The organism is Stenotrophomonas maltophilia group sp. Smal12, from assembly GCF_037079935.1.
GTDB lineage: Bacteria > Pseudomonadota > Gammaproteobacteria > Xanthomonadales > Xanthomonadaceae > Stenotrophomonas > Stenotrophomonas sepilia.
The window spans coordinates 1-20,351 of the sequence record NZ_JBAWUK010000005.1; the positions used below are offsets into that span (position 1 = coordinate 1).

Genomic DNA, 20,351 nt, shown 5'->3' on the forward strand with positions numbered 1-20,351 from the left:
AGACCAAAGCCAGAATCAGGGCAAAGGAGGCCACCACCCAGACCACCAACTGATACCCTCAGCCCCGTACACCGGGTGGGTCAAAGTTCAACGCGCAGCCTGGGTCAGTTTTAAGTGCGCGCCAACAGCCCAAGGTCTACGAGAAGGCGCAGAAGGGCGCGCCGGATGCACTCAGGAGCGTGGGCGACGACGGCGAGCCCGCCAAAAACCCGGTCTGCAAAGCCATCCTGGCCTTCATTGCCGGCGGCAAGAAGGGCATCGACATCCGCAAGAACTTCGAAGGCGCCACCTACGGCTGGTCGGGTGACGCGGTGGATGGTGGCCTGCAGGTGCTGCTGGTGGCCGGGCTGATCCGCGCCCAGGACGACAAGGGCCAGACCATCGACCCGAAGGACCTGGAGCGAAAGGTCATCGGCAAGACCATGTTCAAGGTCGAGTCGGCCACGGTGTCAGCGGCGCAGCGCATCCAGATCCGCAAGGTGCTGCAGAAGGTTGGCCTCACCGCCAAACAGGGTGAAGAGCTGGCCCACGTGCCGCAGTTCCTGGTCAGTGCGCAGGAGCTGGCCAACCGCGCCGGGGGCGACGCCCCACGACCGGCACGCCCCGCGACCACCACACTGGAAGACATCCGCCTGACCGCCGGCAACGAGCAACTGCTGGCGCTGTACAACCAGCGCGACGAGCTCAGCGCCGCCATCGACACCTGGACGGATCTGGCCGAGCGAATCGACAAGCGCCTGCCTGCCTGGAACACGCTCAAGCGCCTGCTGGCCCAGGCCAATGGGCTGTCGGGCGCCGAGGTCTTGGTGGCGCAGGTCACGCACCTGGAACAGCAGCGCCAGTTGTTGGAGGAGCCCGATCCCGTCACGCCTCTGGTGGCCAGCCTGACGCAGTTGCTGCGCGACGAACTGAACCGGCTGCACACCGACTACCAGACCCGCCACAAGAACGGTATGGCGCGCCTGGAGGCCGACACCAACTGGAAGCAGTTGGAGCCCGAGCAGCGCAACAGCCTGCTGGCCGCCCAGAAGCTCACCCTCACTGACGCACCCAAGGTGCAAGTGGCCAACACCGACGAGGTGCTGGCCACGGTCGATCGTTTGTCGCTGGGGTCGTTCGCCGACCGCGTGGCCGCCATCGACTCACGCTTCGACGCCGTGCTGGTGGCCGCCGCCGAGTTGATGGAGCCCAAGGCGCAGTTCGTCAAGCTGCCCAACCGAACCATCAAGTCCGACGAAGACATCGAGGCCTGGCTGCAGGATGCCAAGCAGACCATCGCACAGGCCCTGAAAAAAGGCCCAGTCATCCTTCACTGAGGAATCTCCCATGATGCAAGCACTCGAAAAAGACCTGCGCGGCACGCTGGAGAAGACCGTCAGAGCGGCCCGCACGGTCGCTGAGGCCGCTGCGCACGCGGCGGTAGACCAACTGGGCGTTGGCCACGACAAGCCCGATGCGTTCTTGAGCGATGCCGAGAAGGCGCTGCGCAATCGCCTGCGCACCCACGGCAAGCAGCTCGGTGACGCCCGTGACTCCAAGAGCACCAACCCGACCTACGGCAAGCAAGAGGTGCAGCACCTGGTGCAAGAGGTGGCCTACCAGCACTGGCACCGCATGCTGTTCGCGCGCTTCTTGGCCGACAACAACCTGCTGATGTACGACGGCGTGGCCGTCTCCATCGAAGAGTGCGATGAGTTGGCACCCGACGAAGGCGCCAAGAGCGGCTGGGAGCTGGCCGGCAAGCTGGCCGCCCGCATGCTGCCGCAGGTGTTCAAGCCTGGCTCGCCGGTGTTCGAGCTGACCTTTGCGCCCGAGCACCAGAGCGAGTTGGAACGCTTGCTCAAGGACCTGCCTGATGCGGTGTTCAAAGCCAGCGATAGCTTGGGCTGGGTGTACCAGTTCTGGCAGGCCGACAACAAGGAGCGCATCAACAAGTCGGAGGTGAAGATCGGTGCTGACGAGCTGCCCGCCGTCACCCAGCTCTTCACCGAGCCGTACATGGTGGCCTTCTTGCTGCACAACTCGCTCGGTGCCTGGTGGACCACCCGGCATCCGGGTAAGCCATGCCCGGTTACCCTCGACTACTTCCGCACCCTGGAAGACGGTAGCCCGGCCGCAGGCAAGTTCGAGGGCTGGCCTGACTCGCTGGCCGACTTCAAGCTGCTCGACCCGTGCTGCGGTTCGGGCCACTTCCTGGTAGCCGCTTTCCTGATGCTGCTGCCGATGCGCATGGCGGCAGAGGGCCTGAGCGCGAAGGAGGCTGTTGATCGAGTGCTGGCCGAGAACATACACGGCCTCGAGCTGGACCCGCGCTGCGTCGAGATCGCCGTCTTTGCGGTGGCATTAGAGGCTTGGCGCTATCCGGACGCATCAGGTAAGCCGCTCGACGTCCGCAGGATCCCCCTACCGAAGATTGCCTGCAGCGGTCTCCAAGTCGCCGCAAGACCGGCGGACTGGGAGTACCTAGTTCCGAAGAATCACGAAGAGCAGCAATCACTGAAGGCAGGTCTTCGGCAATTGCACGCCACTTTCCTGCAGGCGCCGCTTCTAGGGAGTTTGCTAAGCCCAAGAGAGCTCCAGAAGAACGACCTCTTCTCTGCCGGTTACGACAAGCTCACCGGCCTTCTGGAGTTGGCCCTCAACGCAGAGCGCTCTGAGGGCAGCGAAGTCGGCGCAGAAAGCTCTTGGGACTCGGCAATAAGTGCTCGGGGCTTGCTATCCGCAGCAGCCATCTTGACTTCACGATTCGCATTGATCACTACAAATTTTCCGTTCCTCGGAATTGAGAAGCAGACAACGGAGCTACGCGAATACCTGAAGGATACCTATCCAGAAGGCTACAGAGAACTGGCCGTCTCTTTTCTATTGAGATCGCGAAGCCTGCTGGAACCCAACGGCGCGGTGGCTGTCGTCACTCCCGGTGAGTGGACATTCCTTCGGCCGCACCGTCACTTCAGAGATCATCTGCTGCGGACGTCCACTCTGAATAGCATATGCAAACTTGGCTGGGGTGCATTTCAGTCCGGTATTCGGGCGCAGCCCGTATTAATCATTTCACAGCTCAATAGAAGTCCCACGAGCCAAAGTGAAACAACGTACCTTGAGGTCAAGGGAAAGGCGATCGAAGAGAAGCAACATGAGTTGCGGAATTCCTCGCTAGCCCTCTGCAGGCAGACTCTTTGGATTGATGCGCCAGACGCGCGAATTGGCCTAAGCAGTGGCGATAAAGTCACCACACTGAGCGACTTCGCCGAGGCTAGAACGGGGATGTCGGCCGGTGATTCCGAGCGATTTGAGCGCAACTACTGGGAAGTGTCGGAGTATGGAACCGCCTGGAATTTCCTGCAAAGTTCAGTTTCGTCAACATCAAACTACGCGGGCCGGTCCAGGATAGTTCTGTGGGAGCAAGAGCAAGGAGCTATGTTTCTGCTTGCGGAAAGCGTTAAGCACTTGAATCACGCCGCGCAGAACTGGAGAAGAGGGAAGCCAAACTGGGGGAAGCGTGGGATCGTGATTAGCTTAATGGGCGATCTCCCGTGCACGCTTTATACCGGCGAAATCTACGACATCAATTGTTGCGCGATCGTACCGAAAGACAGCAAGCATCTCGACGCAATCGCGGCCTACGCCCTTAGCGGTGAACTGGGGGCGGCCATACGATCATTCGATACATCGCTTAAGGTAGGCTCACCAAAGACGTTGCTTTCGGCGGATTTTGATTACGAGTACTGGTCGCAGAATGCGAGGGAGACCTTTCCTGACGGAATACCTCGACAGTTCTCAAACGATCCAACCCAGTGGATATTTCACGGTCACCCACAGCCCTCTACGGCGCCATTACAGGTCGCGGTTGCCAGATTAGTCGGGTATATGTGGCCCGCCGAGTCCGGTGAATGCTTTGACCTTTCGACCGAGGCGCACCAGTGGCTTTCCAAGAGCGAAGCATTGACGCGGCATGCGGACAAGGACGGCATAGTCTGCATTCCACCAGTTGGCCGAGAGGCCTCCGCGAGCGATCGTTTGCTCAACCTCCTCGCCGACGCCTATGGGGACGAGTGGAGTAACGACACTTTGGCGCAATTGCTCAGTGCTGCCGATCATGCCGGTAAGTCGCTGGAGACTTGGCTTCGGGATAAGTTCTTCGTTCAGCACTGCAAGCTGTTCGAAAGCCGTCCGTTTGTTTGGCATGTCTGGGATGGCCTTCGCGACGGCTTCGCCGCTCTCGTGAACTATCACAGGCTCGACTACAAGACCCTTGAGGCCTTGATCTACACCTACCTGGGCGATTGGATTAGTCGCCAGAGGCGAGACGTCGATGGGAGAGTGGACGGCGCCCAGGAAAGGCTGGCCGCTGCGGAGGCGCTGAAGAAGCGCTTGGAGCTGATCTTGGCAGGCGAAGTGCCCTACGACATTTTCGTACGCTGGAAGCCAATCCAAGAGCAGCCCATCGGCTGGAACCCCGATCTGAACGACGGGGTACGGATGAACATCCGTCCCTTCCTTTCGGTGCCGGACGTAGGCAAGCGCGGCGCAGGTGTGCTGCGCGACAAACCGAAAAGCCTGCATTGGGAAAAGGACCGTGGCAGTGATGTGCCGTCCGCACCTTGGTACGAGCTGGGCCTGCAGTATGGCGGCAAGGTGGGCGACCGCATCAACGACCACCACTTGAGCTTGGCCGACAAGCGCAAGGCGCGGGAGAAGGCTAAATGATCAAGTCGGTCAACAACTACCCGGTCTCGCAGCTCTTCGACATCGAAGCAGGTGTCGTCTATGCGATCCCGCGCTACCAGCGCGAATACACGTGGAAGATGGATCAGTGGGAGTCGCTCTTCGATGACGTCGAGGAGAACGACCCCGGGTACTTCCTGGGTTCGATCATCTGCATCAACCAGACCACCGACACCTTGGCGGTGCAGCGGCTGGAGGTGGTGGACGGCCAGCAGCGGCTGACGACGCTGTCGCTGCTCTTCGCGGCGCTGTACCAGTCGCTGAAGCGACACGAAAAGGACCTGGATGTCGATCAGCGCGTGGAGCTGATCAACCTCAAGCGCAAGCTGGTGCTGAAGAAGGGGGACGACCAGCTGCGCGTCATCCCACAGATTCAGAACAACAACCAGAACGACTACCGCGCCGTCTTGTCCGACGTGGGCGTGATCAGCACGTTCGATACGCCAGCCTACGCGGGCAACCGAAAGATCTTCCGCGCGTTCCGGTACTTCCAGGGTCGCATCGAAGAGATGGTGCAGGGCGAGAACGATCGCCTGGCGTCGATCATGGCCTTCCTCGACAAGGTGAGCCAGGCCTGCCTGGTGAAGATCGAGGTGGCCAGCCACGCCGATGCCTACACGCTGTTCGAGTCGCTCAACAACCGGGGCATGCCGCTCACGGCCATCGACCTGATCAAGAACAAGCTGCTGGCACGGCTGGAGACCACCGAGCCCGGCAAGGTGGACCACTACTTCGACGTGTGGAACAAGCTGCTGGGGTATCTGGGCGACGACTACAGCGTCCAGGAGCGCTTCTTCCGGCACTACTACAACGCGTTCAAAGACCCGCTGAACGTACCGTTCCGCAAGGACGAGGACAAGAAGAAGGACCCCCTCGGCCCGGTGGCCACGAGGTCCAACCTGATCCAGATCTACGAAAAGCTGATCAATCAGGACGCCAAGCAACACCTACAGGCCATCCGTTCCGCCGGCCAGCTTTATGCACTGATGCTGGCCCGGAACACCGACGAGGCCTGGGCGCCGCTGGACAAGCCGCTGAAGGACCTGGACCGCATTCAGGGCGCCCCGTCTTACCTGTTGATGCTGTACCTGCTGGTTCGGCGTGAGGCGCTGGGCATAGACGTGGCGCAGCTGGAAGAGATCGCGCGACTGCTGGTCTGTTTCTTCGTTCGACGCAACCTCACTGACACACCGCCCACCCGCGACCTGACGCGCCTGTTCATGGCCACCATCGACAAGGTGGCAGAGCTATCGGGTGCCGCCGTGGTGACGACAATTCGCGATGAGCTGCTGGCGGTGTCGGCCAGCGACGAGACTTTCCGCAGCAAGCTGGAAGGCGTCATCTACGAGGAGAACGCCGGGGTCACCCGGTTTGTGCTTTGCGCCTTGGCCGAGCAAAGCATGACCAAAGAGACCTGGGTCGATCTGTGGAAATACGAAGGCAAGCTCTTCGTGTGGACCATCGAGCACATCTTCCCGCAGGGCGACAACATTCCCGCGTCGTGGGTGACGATGATTGCGGGCGGCGACGAGAAGAAGGCCAAAGCCATTCAGGAAACGCATGTCCACAAGCTGGGCAACCTGACGATCTCCGGCTTTAACAGCGCGCTGGGCAACAAGAGCTTCCAAGAGAAGCGCGACCGCACCGACAGCAAGGGCCGTGAGGTGGGCTACAAGAACGGGCTCAAGCTCAACGCTGAATTGGCAACGGCTGAGGCCTGGAGCGTGGCGCAGATCGATGCGAGGACGACCAAGCTGGTGGGCCAGGTGATGGGGCTCTTCGCCATGACGGAGGGCCAGCCATGCGCGTGATCGAACATCTGGTCAAGACCCTGTGCGACTCGGCGATCTTCAACCCCGAGGTTCAAGTTGCGCCTTCGTGCATCTTGTGGCCCGACAAGGACCGCCAGTGGGAGGCGGTGATCCCGCGCCTGCAGAGCGAGCTGGCGGAACTGCTGGTGCTGGGCGACTACGCGCCCGAGAACCGCATGGGGCCGTCCATTTGGCTGCGCTGCGTGATTGCGGGCAAGGCGCCCGATGTCACTTTGCCAGCCGACCGCGTGCCGGTGTTCTACCTGCCTGGCGTCAGCCGCCAGGACCTGCGGGCGATCGAAGACTGCCCGGACCTCTTGAAGCCCTTGGCCGAGCTGCAGTACCGGGGCGTGATCTGGTCGCAGGCGAACGCCAAGGACTGGACCATCATGGCCTTCTTGAAGTCCGACCAAGGCGGCATGGGTCTGGACGTGGCCCAGGACAACGACGCCAAGAACGCCATGCAACTGGCGCTGTACCGGCTGCTGGACGAAGAGCTCGAGCTTTTGAAGGGCAAGCGGCTGGACAAGGACTACTTCAACACCCTGCTGACCGGCGGTGACCCGGTGCGCGACCTGCTGCAGTGGCTGGATCTGGGTGACGCGTTCCAGACCACGCGCGGCGCCAACGAGTGGAAGGCCTTTGTGGAGGTCTGCAAGTCACAGCTGGCGTTCAACCCCCAGGCCGATGGCGTTCTGGCGGGTGCCAGCAAGTTGGCGACGCGCGAGGGACCCTGGCATTCAGTGTGGGAGCGGTACAGCGAAGCACCGAAGCGTTACCCCAACATCCCGAACCGAATCCGCCAGTGCAAGCCGCCCACCTTCGATCTTTTTGTCACCGCAGATTTTGCTGGCGGCTGGCCCCAATGGAACGAGGAGCAGGAGCAAAGGCTCCGGCGTGATCTGATGGGCCTAAGAGATCTACCTGCGCACGAAGCCAGGAAGCGGTTGCTGGAGTTGGAGAAGGCGCATGCCCCCCGTCGTGAGTTGGTGTGGGCCGAGATGGGTGAGGCGCCCCTGGCGCTAGCCGCCAAGCATCTGGCCGTAGTGGCGGAGGTCACCAAGACAGCGCTGGTGGCCGGCTCGGTCGCCGACTTGCAAGCAGGGTATGCGACAGAAGGATGGCGTGCCGATGACGCAGTGCTGGCTACCTTAGCGTGCGTGGACAGGGCGGCGGACGTGGATGCAGCGACAGTAGCGATACGGACAATCTATCTGCCCTGGCTGGAAGAGTCTGCACGCTATCTACAAAAGCTAGTCGACGGTTCCGCATACCCAGGTGGACGAATAGCAGAAGCGCCAGCCTTTTATAAAGTCGGCGGGCAATGCGTGCTGTTTGTTGACGGCTTGCGCTTTGATACCGCTCGCCGCCTATCGGCAGCGTTGGAGGCACGCGGCTACCAGGTAGCGGAGGCCATGAACTGGACGGCCTTGCCCAGCGTGACGGCTACTGGGAAGGCGGCAGTTTCTCCTGTTCGGAACTTGATCGGCGGTTCCGACGATTGCGATGACTTCGAACCTCGCGTCGCAGCAACCGGCCAATCCTTAAAAGGTGGCTACCACCTGCGGAAGCTGTTGAACGACAACCACTGGACGGTGCTGGACCGTACCGAGAGCGGCAATGGTCAGGGGAACGCGTGGTGCGAATTCGGTGACATCGACAGCGAGGGGCATGAGCGTGGCTGGAAGCTCGCCAAGCACATCGACGCACTTCTCGCAGAAATTGTGGAACGTATCGGCGCCTTGCTGACTGCCGGTTGGACCAGCGTTAGGGTCGTGACCGACCACGGCTGGCTCCTCATGCCAGGCAAGTTACCCACGATTCAGATGTCCAAGGACCTCACCGACAACAAATGGGGGCGCTGCGCCTCGATCAAGCCCGGCGCTTCCACCGGTGAGCGCTTGTACCCCTGGTTCTGGAACCCCCATCAGCAGTTTGCACTGGCCGACGGCGTGAGCTGCTATGGCAAGTCCGTTGACTACAACCACGGCGGGTTGAGCCTGCAAGAGTGCCTGACCTTGGATCTGGTGGTGACTCGGAGCGGGGGCGCTTCGGCCAAACAGGTGGCCGAGGTCACCGACATCGCCTGGAAGGGTTTGCGCTGCACGGTGGCCGTGGACGGCCAGTACGCGAATCTGTCCCTGGACATTCGCACCCAGGCGGGCGATCCGGCTTCCAGCGTGGTCGTGAGCGTGAAGCCGCTCAAGGACAACGGCACCGCATCGGCGGTTGTTGAAAACGAAGAACTGCAAGGCCGTGCGGCGTTTCTGGTCCTGCTCAGTGCGACCGGCGAGCTGGTGGCCGAAGCAAACACCGTGATCGGCGGAGGATGACGCATGATTGAACTGGATCAGATAGACAAGAAAGCCGCCTCGGTACTGGACGGTTACCTGGTCCGGAAAGACTTGGTCCGCACCTTCAGTCGCCAGTTTCCGGTCCCCACCTACGTTGTCGAGTTCATGCTCGGGCGCTATTGCGCCAGCACCGATCAAGAGGAGATCGACGAGGGGCTCGAGATCGTGCAGCGCCAGCTCAAGTCCCGCACGGTGCGCGCCGGCGAGGAGGAGCTGTTCAAGGCCAAGGCTCTGGAAACCGGCGAGGTGAAGATCATCGACCTGGTGACGGCGCGAGTGGACAACAAGGGCGAGTACGTCGCCAGCCTGCCAAGCCTCCGGTTGACGGATGTGCGGATCAGCAGCGAGCTGGTCAACCAGCACGAACGCATGTTGACCGGTGGCTTCTATGCCGAACTGGGTGTGACGTTCGATGTGGCCATCGCCCAGGAGGCCAAAGGGCGTCCGTTTGGGATCACGTCGCTCCGGGAGATTCAGCTGTCCAAGCGCGACGTGTTGGACACCCTGACCAAGGCCCGTCAGGCGTTCACCACCGAGGAATGGAAGTGCTTTTTGCTCCGATCCATCGGCATTGAGTCAGGCGGGCTGAGCGACCGCCAGCGAAACGCCCTGCTCCTGCGCATGGTGCCCTTCGTGGACCGCAACTACAACCTGGTGGAGCTCGGTCCGCGCGGCACGGGCAAGAGCCATCTGTTCCAGCAGGTTTCGCCTTACGCCCACCTCATCTCAGGTGGCAAAGCCACTGTAGCCAAGATGTTCGTGGAGAACACAGCCAAGGGCCGCCGGGGCTTGGTGTGTCAGTACGACGTGGTCTGCTTCGACGAGGTGTCAGGCATTTCCTTCGACCAGAAGGACGGCGTGAACATCATGAAGGGCTACATGGAGTCCGGCGAATTCAGTCGCGGCAAGGAGAGCATCCGCGCGGACGGCAGCATCGTCTTGGTCGGCAACTTCGACGTCGATGTGGAACACCAGCAACGCGTGGGGCACTTGTTTGGGCCCATGCCGCCGGAGATGCGTGACGACACCGCCTTCATGGACCGCATCCATGCGTTCTTGCCTGGTTGGGACGTGCCCAAGATCAACAAGGACCTGGTCACCAATCACTTCGGGCTGGTGAGCGACTTCCTGTCCGAGTGCTGGAGCCAGCTTCGGAACCAGAGCCGGGTGAGCGAGTTGCAGAACCGCGTCTTCTTTGGCGGCGCCCTGTCTGGCCGGGACACGAACGCGGTCAACAAGACGGTCAGCGGCTTGCTGAAGCTGCTGTACCCAAGCGCGGATGTGCCGGTCCCCGACGAAGAGCTGGAATGGGCCGTTCGCATCGCCATGGAGGTTCGGCGGCGAGTCAAAGAGCAACAGAAGCGAGTCGGGGCCGCAGAGTTTCGGAACACTCACTTCAGCTACATCATGGGCGCCGACGGTGTGGAAAAGTTTGTCTCGACGCCTGAGCTGCAAAGTGACAACAGCATTGGTGGTGACCCGCTGGAGCCAGGTCAGGTTTGGACCATCAGCCCCGGTGGCGGCGAAGAAAACTCGGGCCTCTACCGCATCGAGGTCAATGAAGGTCCCGGATCGGGTTTGAAAGTGCTCAACAAGCCCATTCCTCCCGCGTTCCGCGAGAGCATCGGCTTCGCCGAGCAGAACCTGTACGCCAGGTCATTGCAGTTGGTTGGCGACAAAGACCCTCGGCAGCATGAGTTCACGGTGCAGCTCCGAGCGTTTGACGCAGCAAAGTCTGGTGCCAAGCTTGGTGTGGCCTCTTTGGTGGCCCTGTGCACATCGTTGTTAAAGCGAAGCGTGCGTGGTGGCTTGATCATCGTCGGAGAGATCAACCTCGGGGGCTCGATCGAGCCCGTCCACAACGCAGTCACGATTGCCGAGATCGCCGTTGAGAAAGGCGCGACGTCGCTGCTGATGCCGGTAGCTTGTCGGCGCCAGTTGGTCGACTTGTCCGACGACATGGCGACCAAGATCGACATCCAGTTCTACTCCGACGCCCGCGACGCGCTGTTGAAGGCCATGGCCGAGTGACCCACGGTAAGCGGTTAACAGAAATGCCCGGCGGCTGCCGGGCATTTCTAGTCGCTGGTCCGCACTTACCGCCAAGTAATGTTTCGCGACCTCGAGAACATCTTCATGCAGTTAATGAACGTGGTTTTGCCGCCGCAAAGCTCGATCAGTTCCCGTTGCTCCATGCGTAGGAGGGCCGCGCGAAGGCGGTTGCTAGGAATGCCCAGCAACAAGCCGATGGGCTCCGTAGGAACCTCCTTGTAGTCGGTTTCAAAGCGGAAGATCTTCAGGTGCTCGATAACGGCCGCCACGTCTGCCTCCTGCTGAGGCAAAGGCGGCGGCGGGACGAACACGAGCTCGTACTGAGTGGCATGCCAGGAGACAAGCGCCCAGGCGCGCTGGAGGCAAGAGAGCGAGACATAGTGGGTTTCGCTTTCCCAGACATGCAGCACTGCAGCCAGGCGGGCGGTCAGATTGAGCATCTTCGAGACGAAGTCTGCGATATGCGCGAGCTGCCCGAACTTGAGATTGTTGGTGATGCGGCACAGTTCGTCCCAGTAGCCCAGGGCGTCAGGTGCGAACACGAGTTCGATGGGTGCGATGCCACCGATTTCCTGGTTGTCCCGATGTAGGTCGTAAAGCTCCTTGAGCGCCTCGTGGAGGTCCGAGAGCGCCTCGTCGTCCCCATTGGCGCGAGCATACTGGTTGCCCATTGGCAACGGTTGCGCAACGCAGACGAGGAGGCGCGAAAAGAAGCCGAGTTTGACGGCTTTATGTTCGTTATATTCGTTGCGCTTGCACCGAGGACGGAACGGGGTGATTGCTGCGGACTGCGCCAGCAGACCAAACGTTCCCCGCGGATGGCTGGCGTAAAGATGCTTCTTCTTCTCGCGTCGGTACTCCAATGCCTTGCCGTCAATCAGATCGACCATGTCAGATACGTGACGCATCAGACTGGAGCTAAGCAGCTTGTCGCCTTCATCGGTGATGAAGTCAACGGCTTCGTACTCGCCGTCCAGCTGGTGGAGCAGGCTTTCCAGGTCAAGGTTGCTAGCCAGGCGTGGACGATGTTTTGGGTTCACCGAAGGCGTCCGGTTCAGCTCGGCCAGCGTGGCGAGGAATTCTTGCGCCGAATCGTTTTTCCGCAGGCAGCGCGCGATCTCCGCCTTCAGCAGCTTGACGTGGAATTTTGTTTCGTCCGAAGCCGCGTTCGCTTCGATCGTTGCGGCCTCGTACCGCGCGAAGCTTTCCTTGGCATGGTCCTTGAGCGGCCGGATCAGGAGCTCATGCACCGGACTCTTGCTCCCACCGACATCAGCGACGCACAGGGTGCTCACGCCAATCGGGATGGGCGTCCAGTTGGGCGGGATCACCGTGTAGAGGGGCGCCACTGCCGAGGACAGGATCGACAGCAGGTGCGTCCGCACCATGCTCGGGCAGGCCTCCTGGACCTTGGCGCACACGGCGCGCGCGGCAGCTTCGGCCAGCGGCGGGAGCATGCTGAAATTGGGGTCCTGAGCTCGAAATGTGTGGAATGGGGCGAGCATGTTCATGCTGCCGCCCCATCGCGGTGACCGCTAAGCGCGGCTGCCAGTGGGTGGGGGTCTTCGTTCGTTACCGGGTCATCGCTCTCGTTGGCCGAAGCATCTACTTCGGACTTGGCCAGACGCCCCCGCAGCTCCTTGAGCTTCGCCGGATAGAACTTCTCACGTAGGCCCAAGGAATTGATCAGTTCGATCAATTCCTTGTCGCTGATGCCATCCGCCTTGGCGGAAAGGATCTGCGGTTTGATGAGCGCCAGGAGACGCTCGATGTCCTTCTTGTCTTTAAGGGTCTGGTACGCCGCGATGAACTGCGCGGCCATTTCGTTAACGTTGCTGGGTGGCATGTGCTTCTCCTCCATTGGACTTGCCGGAATGGCGGTCCTGAGAAGGCATGCTGAGCAGATGCGGAGACGTTGAATAAGGAGCGGATTTCCCCGGAGTCGTCGAAAAACCGCGACGGAAATTCAGCCGAAGGCTGCGCGGCAGATCAGTGGCGGGGGAGGATTGCCAACACCCCTTTGGGTGAAGCCCCGTCTGCACGAGGTGGTGCCGTACTGCCTCCCCCCAGCTCCGCTGGCCGGTGCTGCACAACACCTCACAAGGGGCCCCAACCGTAGCCAATGCGCTGTGGCATACTGGATGGCATACTGGAGCGAGTAGAAAAGAAAAAAGCCCCTAGAAATCAGGGGCTTAGTTCAATTAACTGGCGGAGAGAGGGGGATTCGAACCCCCGAAGCGCGGTTTAGACGCTTACACACTTTCCAGGCGTGCTCCTTCAACCACTCGGACACCTCTCCGGATCCTGCCATCGGCAAACGCCTCAGCAGGGGCGCAGATTCTAGCGGGCGGCGCGGCCGGACACAAGCGCCCAGATCAGGGACGCATCCGGGGGCATTGTTGGCGAAGGGGCTGGACAGGCATGGCACAATGGAACATCCGATGGAAAACGGTGGCCTGATGTCCTATCTCGTCCTTGCCCGCAAGTGGCGTCCGAAGCGTTTTGCCGAGCTGGTGGGCCAGGAGCATGTGGTCCGCGCGCTCAGCAATGCGCTGGACAGCGGCCGGGTCCACCACGCGTTCCTGTTCACCGGTACCCGTGGCGTGGGCAAGACCACCATCGCGCGCATCTTCGCCAAGTCGCTCAACTGCGAGCAGGGCACCAGTGCCGACCCGTGCGGCCAGTGCGCCGCCTGCCTGGACATCGACGCCGGTCGCTACATCGACCTGCTGGAAATCGACGCCGCGTCCAACACCGGCGTGGACGACGTGCGCGAGGTGATCGAGAACGCGCAGTACATGCCTTCGCGCGGCAAGTACAAGGTCTACCTGATCGACGAAGTGCACATGCTGTCCAAGGCGGCGTTCAACGCACTGCTGAAGACGCTGGAAGAGCCGCCGGAGCACGTGAAGTTCCTGCTGGCCACCACCGACCCGCAGAAGCTGCCGGTCACCGTGCTCAGCCGCTGCCTGCAGTTCAATCTCAAGCGCCTGGATGAAGACCAGATCCAGGGCCAGATGACCCGCATCCTGGCGGCGGAAGAGATCGAGGCCGACGGCAGCGCCATCGTGCAGCTGGCCAAGGCCGCTGACGGCAGCCTGCGTGACGGCCTGTCACTGCTGGACCAGGCGATCGCCTATGCCGGCGGCGCGCTGCGCGAGGATGTGGTGCGCACCATGCTGGGCACTGTGGATCGCACCCAGGTGGCGGCGATGCTCGATGCGCTGGCCGAGGGCGATGGCCCGCGCCTGCTGCAGGTGGTGGCCGCGTTGGCCGAATTCTCGCCGGACTGGAGTGGCGTGCTGGAAGCGCTGGCCGAAGGCCTGCATCGCATCCAGGTGCAGCAGCTGGTGCCGGGCGCCGCCGTGGCGGAAGGCCTGGATGTGGCGGCATTCGCCGAGCGCCTGCGCCCGGAAGTGGTGCAGCTCTGGTACCAGATGGCCTTGAATGGCCGTCGCGACCTGCCACTGGCACCGAGCCCGCGCGCCGGCTTTGAAATGGCGGTGCTGCGCATGCTGGCGTTCCGCCCGGCCGCAGCGGTACCGCCGGTGCCGAAGGCCGTCGACGGTGCGGTGGGAGGCACGCCGGGTGGCAACGCTGCCGGTGGTGGCGCCCATGCCGGAAGCCATGAAGCGACGCCGGCTGCTGCCGTCGCTTCGGCCAGCCCGGCCGTGGCGGCGCAGGTGGCCGCTCCGGCGGCTGCACCGCGCGAACCTGAACCCGAACCCGAGCCGGCCCCGCAACCGGAGCCGGATCCGACGCCTGAACCCGAGCCGGTTCCGGTGGAAGAACCCGTGTCACCGCCGCCGGTGAAGGCCGAGGCGCTGGCGCCTGCCATCGCTGCAGAGGCAAGCGATGACCTGCCGCCGTGGGCCACCGACGAAGCCGAGGCGCGGGATGGGGCTCTGGCGGCCGAGATGGCCGGCCCGGATGCCGCCATGGTCGCGCCCTGGCATGAACCGCCGGCTCCCGCCGCGGATCCAGGCGAGCCTGCGCCGCCGGAGCGTTCGTTCCGCGCCGAAGGTATTGCCATTGCGCCGGCCGAACCGGCTCCGGCGCGTGAGGCCGCACCGCAGGAAGGTGTCAGCGAGCTGGCCACTGCCGAAGACTGGCTGGACCTGGTCGCCAACAGCGGTCTCAGCGGCCCCTCGCGGCAGCTGGCTGCCAACGCCGCCTTCATCAGCTGCCAGCACGGGACCTTGAAACTGGGCCTTTCGCCCGGATTTGAGTACCTGCGCTCGGAGCGCGCGCTGGCTGCCCTGGGCGAGATGCTGGAGAAGGCCCTTGGCCAGGCGCCGAAGATCGTGGTCGAGACCGTGGAAACCGAACACGTTCCGGCCGAGACCCTGCATCAGCGTGCCGACCGCCAGCGTGGCGAGCGGCAGCAGGTGGCAGAGGCCGTTTTCATGGACGACCCGGAAGTGCAGGTGCTGATCCAACAGCACGGTGCCCGGGTTGTTTCCGATTCCATCCGTTCTTTTGACGAGTAAGACACTATGCGCGGCAATATCGCCCAACTGATGCAGCAGGCCCAGAAGATGCAGGAAAACCTGCAGAAGGCCCAGGAAGAAATCGCCAGGATCGAAGTGACCGGCAGTGCCGGCGGCGGCATGGTCAGCGTGACCCTGACCGGCGCCAAGGAATGCCGCAAGGTGCGCATCGACCCGTCGCTGACCAGCGACCCGGAGATGCTGGAAGACCTGATCGCCGCCGCCTTCAATGATGCCTCGAACAAGATCGATGCCGAGTCGAAGTCGAAGATGGGTTCGGCCACCGCCGGCATGCAGCTGCCGCCGGGCATGAAGCTGCCGTTCTGATTGCCAGCGTGGCATCCGTGCAAGCGGGTGCCACAGAATCTGTAGCCGTCGAGCTCGCTCGGCGCCATCAAAGCATGCCGCCGTGTCCGCACCCCTGCTTGAACAACTGATCGACGCACTGCGGGTGCTGCCTGGCGTAGGCCAGAAGACGGCGCAGCGCATGGCCTACCACCTGCTCGAGCGCGAGCGCGAAGGCGGCCAGCGCCTGGCCGAAACGCTGGCCTTGGCGGTGGAGCGTATCGGCCACTGCGCGCAGTGCCGCGACTTCAGCGAAACCGAGCTGTGCCCGACCTGTGCCAACAGCAGCCGCGAGCGCAGCCAGCTGTGCGTGGTCGAATCGCCGGCCGATCGTCTCGCGATCGAGAACGCGACGGGTTTTCGCGGTGTCTACTTCGTGCTGCAGGGCCGGCTGTCGCCGCTCGATGGCGTCGGCCCGCGCGAGCTGGGCCTGGAGCAGCTGGAGCAGCGGCTGGCCGAAGGTGAGGTACAGGAGCTGATCATCGCCACCAGTGCCACCGTCGAAGGCGAAGCCACCGCGCATTACCTTGCGCAGCTGGCGCGCGCGCGCAAGGTGCAGCCCAGCCGGCTGGCACAGGGCCTGCCGCTTGGCGGCGAGCTTGAATACGTTGACCGCGGCACGCTGTCGCACGCGTTCGGGACGCGCAGCGAATTCCGCGATTGAGTACCACCCGGGCATCACCCGGCGCGGCCGGCCTACAATGCGGAAGACACTCCCGCCGAGGCCGACCATGAGCAACGATACCCTCTTCAGCAAGATCATCCGTCGCGAGATCCCGGCCACCATCGTCTATGAGGATGACGAGGTGCTGGGCTTCAAGGACATCGCACCGCAGGCGCCGGTGCACGTACTGTTCATTCCGAAGAACGAGATCATCCCGACCCTGGACGACCTGCAGCCGTCGCAGGCGCACCTGGTCGGCAAGCTGGCCCTGGCCGCTGCCGAATACGCGCGCCGCGAGGGTTTCGCGCAGGACGGCTACCGCATTGTGATGAACTGCCGCGAACATGCCGGGCAGACCGTGTTCCACATCCACATGCACCTGCTGGCCGGCGCGCCGCTGGGGCATTTCGGTACGCCGGGGCGCTGAAGCCCTGTCCACGCATGCGTGGATGAAAAAGGCCGCCCGAAGGCGGCCTTTTCCGATCATGCGGGCTGGGGGGCGATCACCACCAGCCCCAACGGCCGTAGCCACCCCAGTACGGGCCCCACGGACCCGGACCCCACGGACCATAGGGGTAGGGCACCACATCGACCTGGCGCTGTTCCGGCCACAGGTAGATCACATCGGCCGACAGCTTCGGCAGGCGGTAGTCGTAGTCCCCGATGCGGGTGTTCTGGTAGCCGTCGATCTTGCCGATGAAGGTCACGTCACGCCCGGCTTCAAACACGGCCGGGTCGTAGAAACCGGCGCGGCAGGCAATGAAGCGGCCGTCGCTGGCGTCGGACGAGGTGGTGTTCGGGCGGCCACTGGCGTTGAGCGGGCGCGAGATCATCTGGAAGCAGGTCTCGCCCTGGCCGGGCTTGGTCTCGATGATGCGGCCGCCCCATCGGACCGGCGTGCCGACCTGCTGGGTGGCGACCGAGTCGCGCGGGGAAACCAGGCTGAACTGTCCCTGCAGCGGCTTGGGGGCCGTGGCGCAGGCCGACAGGGCCAGCGTGGCCACAGCGGTGAGGAGGAACTTGGTGTTCATGGGGAGGCTCCGGAAGTCGGGCGATGCCTGCGCAGGTCCCGCAATAATGAAGCGAGGTCGGTGCAAGTTCCAGCGTAGCGCGCGTCGGCGAAACGCTGGCTGAGCGCGAGCAGGGTCGGGTCGGGTCGCTGCCGGTGAACCCGCTGTGCCCAGTCCTGTGCGGTTTCGTGCGGTTCGCGGGCCAGGCCAAGGCGCGCATACCGCCGCCCGAGCCGGTGCCAGGCGCGCAGCAGCGGGTCGCGCTCGCGCTCGCCGCGGGCCAGCAGCCAGGCCATCCACGCCAGTGCCAGCAGGGCGGCGACCACGAATCCGGTCACCAGCTGCGCCGGCCCGAGGTCATCCAGCCCGAACGGCTTGAGCAGTTGCTGCTGGCGGCGTGCATCGAAGGACAGCACCAGGTCGTTCCAGCCGCGGCGCAGCCAGTCACCCATCTTCCCCAGCTGCAGCCAGCGCTGTTGCAGTGGGGTATCGGTGCCGGCCTGCAGGCGGTCGTCCAGGGTGTCCAGGATGCGTTCGGGTGCCACGGCGGCAGTCGGGTCGACCCGCACCCAGCCGCGTTGCGGCAGCCAGACTTCGGCCCAGGCGTGGGCATCCATGCGACGCACCACCCAGTAGTCGCCGATGCGGTTGCGGGTACCGCCTGCGAAGCCGGTCACCACCCGGGCCGGAATGCCGGCATTGCGCATCAGCACTACGAAGGCCGAACTGAAGTGCTGGCAGAAGCCGGCCTTGTAGTTGAACAGGAAATCGTCGACCGGATCGCGCCCCGCCACCGGTGTATCCAGCGTGTAGGAGAAGTCGCGGGTGATCCATTGCAGCGCACGGCGGACGATGGCCTCGTCATCGCTGCCGGCCTCCTGCCGCCATTGCCGCGCGAGCTGGGCGGTGCGCGGATTGAAGCCCGGCGGAAGCTGCAGCGCCGCGCGGCGCAGGTAGGGCGACAGATCGGTGTCGAACCGTTGCGGCGGCGCCGAATGCAACCGCCAGCGGCTGAGCGCGGACAGCGTGCGGTCGCTGCGCAGGCTCATGTCGGCATCGAAGCTGCTGCCCTCCGGTGCGCGGCTGGGCAGGTCCAGTGCCACCAGCAGGCGACGGTCGGTGGGCTCGTAGTCGATCTGGTAGTCCCAACCCTGTGCGGCGGTTTCGACTACCGGTGCGGGGCGCCCGGCCGTCGCGCGATCGCGGCTCCAGCGGTGGCCGTCGAACGACGTCAGCACCGGGCCGCGCCAATAGCGCTGCGCAGGCTCGGGCACCGCGCCGAAAAACTGCACGCGCAACGCCGGGGTGTCGTCGGCCATCAGGTCCAGCCACTGGTCCGGCGCCATGCTGTCAGCCAGGCCCGGTGTGCCCACCGCTCGCTCGGGTACGCCCCACAGCGGCGTGGACAAGCGCGGGAACAGCCAGAAGCAGGCCAGCGCGAGTGGCAGGCCGATCCCCAGCAGGCGGCCGACGCCACGCAGTTGTCCGCGCAGCGGCAGGCGAGGGCTGTGGCCCTCGTCCAGGGCCAGGCGTTGCAGGGCCAGCAGTGCGGCAACTGCGGCCAGCGCTGCCAGCCCGGTGGTCAGCGGCCCCTGGTCGAGCAGGAAGGCCGCGAACGGCGAGAACAACGCGAAGCCCAGCAGGCTGCGCGCATCGCGCAGGTTGCGCAGCTCGCTGGACTTGATCGCCAGCATCGCTGCCAGCAATGCGCAGCCGGTATCGCGGCCCGGCCGCACCATGCCCATCTGCCAGACGATGGCGGCAAGCATGGCCAGCACCAGCAACAGGCGGACCGGCATCGGCAGCAGCCGCCGCCATGAAAGCGCAGCGGTCAGCACGGCGGCGATCGCGATCACGCTGGCCAGCACCGGCGGCAGCTGCAGCAGCAGTGGCAGCAGCGCCAGCGCTGCGCTGGCCAGGGTCCAGCTGCGGGCGTTGCGGTCGAGCAGGACGGCAGGCTCAGTCATGGGGCATCAATGCCAGTGCGCGCAGGCACAGGTGGTGGTGGCTGGCACCCTGGCCGGGCCCCAACGGCGGATGGGCCGGAAGCAGCAGCGTATAGCGACGGCCTTCGCGTTCGGCCATGTCGACCCAGCGTGCCAGGCGTGCGATGCGCGCTTCATGGCCCAGCGCTGCCAGCGTGCGCCAATCCAGCACCACTTCGATGCCGATCGGCTTCTCGTACTCGCGTACCAGCAGGCTGTCGCGGCGCGCCGAGTGTTTCCAGGCAATGCTGCGCGGAGCATCGCCGGCACGATAGGGGCGCAGCTGATGCAGCTCTTCGCCCGTGGCGTGGGCGCGGGTGTGCAGGGGATCGCTGCCACTTTCAGGGAGGGGCGGTGCCTGGGCCTCGGCCAGCGGGTAGACCAGCAGCGGTTGCTCCGGCCACACCCACGACCATGCCCGCACCAGTCCCAGCGGCTGCGTGCTCGACAGGCGGATGCGGGGCAGTTCCAGCCAGCCGCGGCGCTCGCTGGGAACATCCAGCTCCACTTCGCCGCGACCGTGTGCAGGCAGTGCGACCCAGGCCTCGCTTGCGCCCAGCTGCAGGTGCAGCCCGTGGCGCGCGCGCGGGTCGCGCAACGAAAGGTCCACGCGCAGGCGCAGGGGATGCCCGGCCGGTACTGGTTCGGCGGAGATTGCATCGATCTGTATGCCGGACAGTTGCAGGTGCGCGGCGATGGCGCTGGCGATCGCTGCCGCGGCCAGCAGCAGCGCCAGCAGCAGGGCCGGGTTGTTGTTGTAGTTCAATGCGCCCAGCAGCATCGCCGACAGCAGGGTGGCGACGAACAGGCCGAAGCGTGTCGGTAGCACGTAGATGCGATGGCGGTCCAGTCGCTGCGGCAGGGCTTCGGGCCTGCGGGGGCGCGCCAGCAGCTGCATGCGTGCCCAGCGTG

14 protein-coding genes and 1 tRNA gene are annotated in these 20,351 nt (G+C 63.8%); 9 read left to right on the top strand and 6 right to left on the bottom strand.

Annotation, left to right across the window (positions count from 1 at the left end):
- Positions 1 to 179 precede the first annotated feature (179 nt).
- Genes WDC87_RS03260 through brxL form a run of 5 tightly spaced genes read left to right on the top strand, consistent with a single transcriptional unit; the run spans position 180 to position 10,924 of the window.
- On the top strand, positions 180 to 1,316 hold the full coding sequence (locus WDC87_RS03260) for a hypothetical protein (protein ID WP_336331280.1): 1,137 nt from the start codon (positions 180 to 182) through the stop codon (positions 1,314 to 1,316).
- Positions 1,317 to 1,326: 10 nt separating this feature from the next.
- Positions 1,327 to 4,710, top strand: coding sequence for a DNA methyltransferase (locus tag WDC87_RS03265; RefSeq protein WP_301655210.1), 3,384 nt, complete (start codon positions 1,327 to 1,329; stop codon positions 4,708 to 4,710).
- Positions 4,707 to 6,539: a DUF262 domain-containing protein gene (locus tag WDC87_RS03270; RefSeq protein WP_252745278.1), complete on the top strand. Its 1,833-nt coding sequence runs from the start codon at positions 4,707 to 4,709 to the stop codon at positions 6,537 to 6,539. The genes WDC87_RS03265 and WDC87_RS03270 overlap by 4 nt, the downstream gene beginning before the upstream one ends.
- A complete protein-coding gene (gene pglZ, locus WDC87_RS03275) occupies positions 6,530 to 8,872 on the top strand; it encodes a BREX-1 system phosphatase PglZ type B (RefSeq protein ID WP_301655211.1) in 2,343 nt (780 codons plus the stop codon). Before WDC87_RS03270 ends, pglZ begins: the two co-directional genes overlap by 10 nt.
- Positions 8,873 to 8,875: 3 nt before the next feature.
- Positions 8,876 to 10,924, top strand: coding sequence for a BREX system Lon protease-like protein BrxL (gene brxL / locus WDC87_RS03280; RefSeq protein ID WP_252744365.1), 2,049 nt, complete (start codon positions 8,876 to 8,878; stop codon positions 10,922 to 10,924).
- A gap of 65 nt (positions 10,925 to 10,989) precedes the next feature.
- Here brxL and WDC87_RS03285 read toward each other — a convergent pair whose 3' ends face one another.
- The 3 genes from WDC87_RS03285 to WDC87_RS03295 all read right to left on the bottom strand — a co-directional run bounded on the left by WDC87_RS03285 (position 10,990) and on the right by WDC87_RS03295 (position 13,244).
- Positions 10,990 to 12,456, bottom strand: a complete 1,467-nt coding sequence (locus WDC87_RS03285; RefSeq protein ID WP_252744366.1) for a YfjI family protein — start codon at positions 12,454 to 12,456, stop codon at positions 10,990 to 10,992.
- Complete coding sequence (locus WDC87_RS03290; protein ID WP_252744367.1) at positions 12,453 to 12,791, bottom strand: hypothetical protein; 339 nt, start codon at positions 12,789 to 12,791, stop codon at positions 12,453 to 12,455. Before WDC87_RS03290 ends, WDC87_RS03285 begins: the two co-directional genes overlap by 4 nt.
- 360 nt (positions 12,792 to 13,151) lie before the next feature.
- Positions 13,152 to 13,244, bottom strand: a tRNA-Ser gene (locus tag WDC87_RS03295).
- 142 nt (positions 13,245 to 13,386) lie between these two features.
- Here WDC87_RS03295 and dnaX point away from each other — a divergent pair.
- The 4 genes from dnaX (at position 13,387) to WDC87_RS03315 (ending at position 16,871) form a co-directional block, all read left to right on the top strand.
- Positions 13,387 to 15,435, top strand: a complete 2,049-nt coding sequence (dnaX, locus tag WDC87_RS03300) for a DNA polymerase III subunit gamma/tau (RefSeq protein ID WP_252744378.1) — start codon at positions 13,387 to 13,389, stop codon at positions 15,433 to 15,435.
- 6 nt (positions 15,436 to 15,441) lie between these two features.
- Positions 15,442 to 15,762, top strand: a complete 321-nt coding sequence (locus WDC87_RS03305; protein ID WP_019659509.1) for a YbaB/EbfC family nucleoid-associated protein — start codon at positions 15,442 to 15,444, stop codon at positions 15,760 to 15,762.
- An 82-nt stretch (positions 15,763 to 15,844) separates the two neighbouring features.
- Entirely contained in the window at positions 15,845 to 16,444 is a 600-nt protein-coding gene (recR, locus tag WDC87_RS03310; protein ID WP_005415496.1) for a recombination mediator RecR, read from the top strand.
- A 67-nt stretch (positions 16,445 to 16,511) separates the two neighbouring features.
- The gene (locus tag WDC87_RS03315) at positions 16,512 to 16,871 is read left to right on the top strand and encodes a histidine triad nucleotide-binding protein (protein ID WP_088497817.1); all 360 of its coding nucleotides are present in this window, start codon (positions 16,512 to 16,514) and stop codon (positions 16,869 to 16,871) included.
- 76 nt (positions 16,872 to 16,947) lie between these two features.
- Here the strand turns inward: WDC87_RS03315 and WDC87_RS03320 are convergent, their stop codons facing one another.
- From WDC87_RS03320 to WDC87_RS03330, 3 genes are read right to left on the bottom strand one after another with little or no spacing between them, the layout of a single operon-like run.
- Entirely contained in the window at positions 16,948 to 17,475 is a 528-nt protein-coding gene (locus tag WDC87_RS03320; protein WP_005415498.1) for a Slp family lipoprotein, read from the bottom strand.
- The gene (locus WDC87_RS03325) at positions 17,472 to 19,421 is read right to left on the bottom strand and encodes a DUF3488 and transglutaminase-like domain-containing protein (RefSeq protein WP_252744368.1); all 1,950 of its coding nucleotides are present in this window, start codon (positions 19,419 to 19,421) and stop codon (positions 17,472 to 17,474) included. The genes WDC87_RS03320 and WDC87_RS03325 overlap by 4 nt, the downstream gene beginning before the upstream one ends.
- The gene (locus tag WDC87_RS03330; RefSeq protein ID WP_061480523.1) at positions 19,414 to 20,337 is read right to left on the bottom strand and encodes a DUF58 domain-containing protein; all 924 of its coding nucleotides are present in this window, start codon (positions 20,335 to 20,337) and stop codon (positions 19,414 to 19,416) included. The genes WDC87_RS03325 and WDC87_RS03330 overlap by 8 nt, the downstream gene beginning before the upstream one ends.
- Between the last annotated feature and the right edge of the window lie 14 nt (positions 20,338 to 20,351).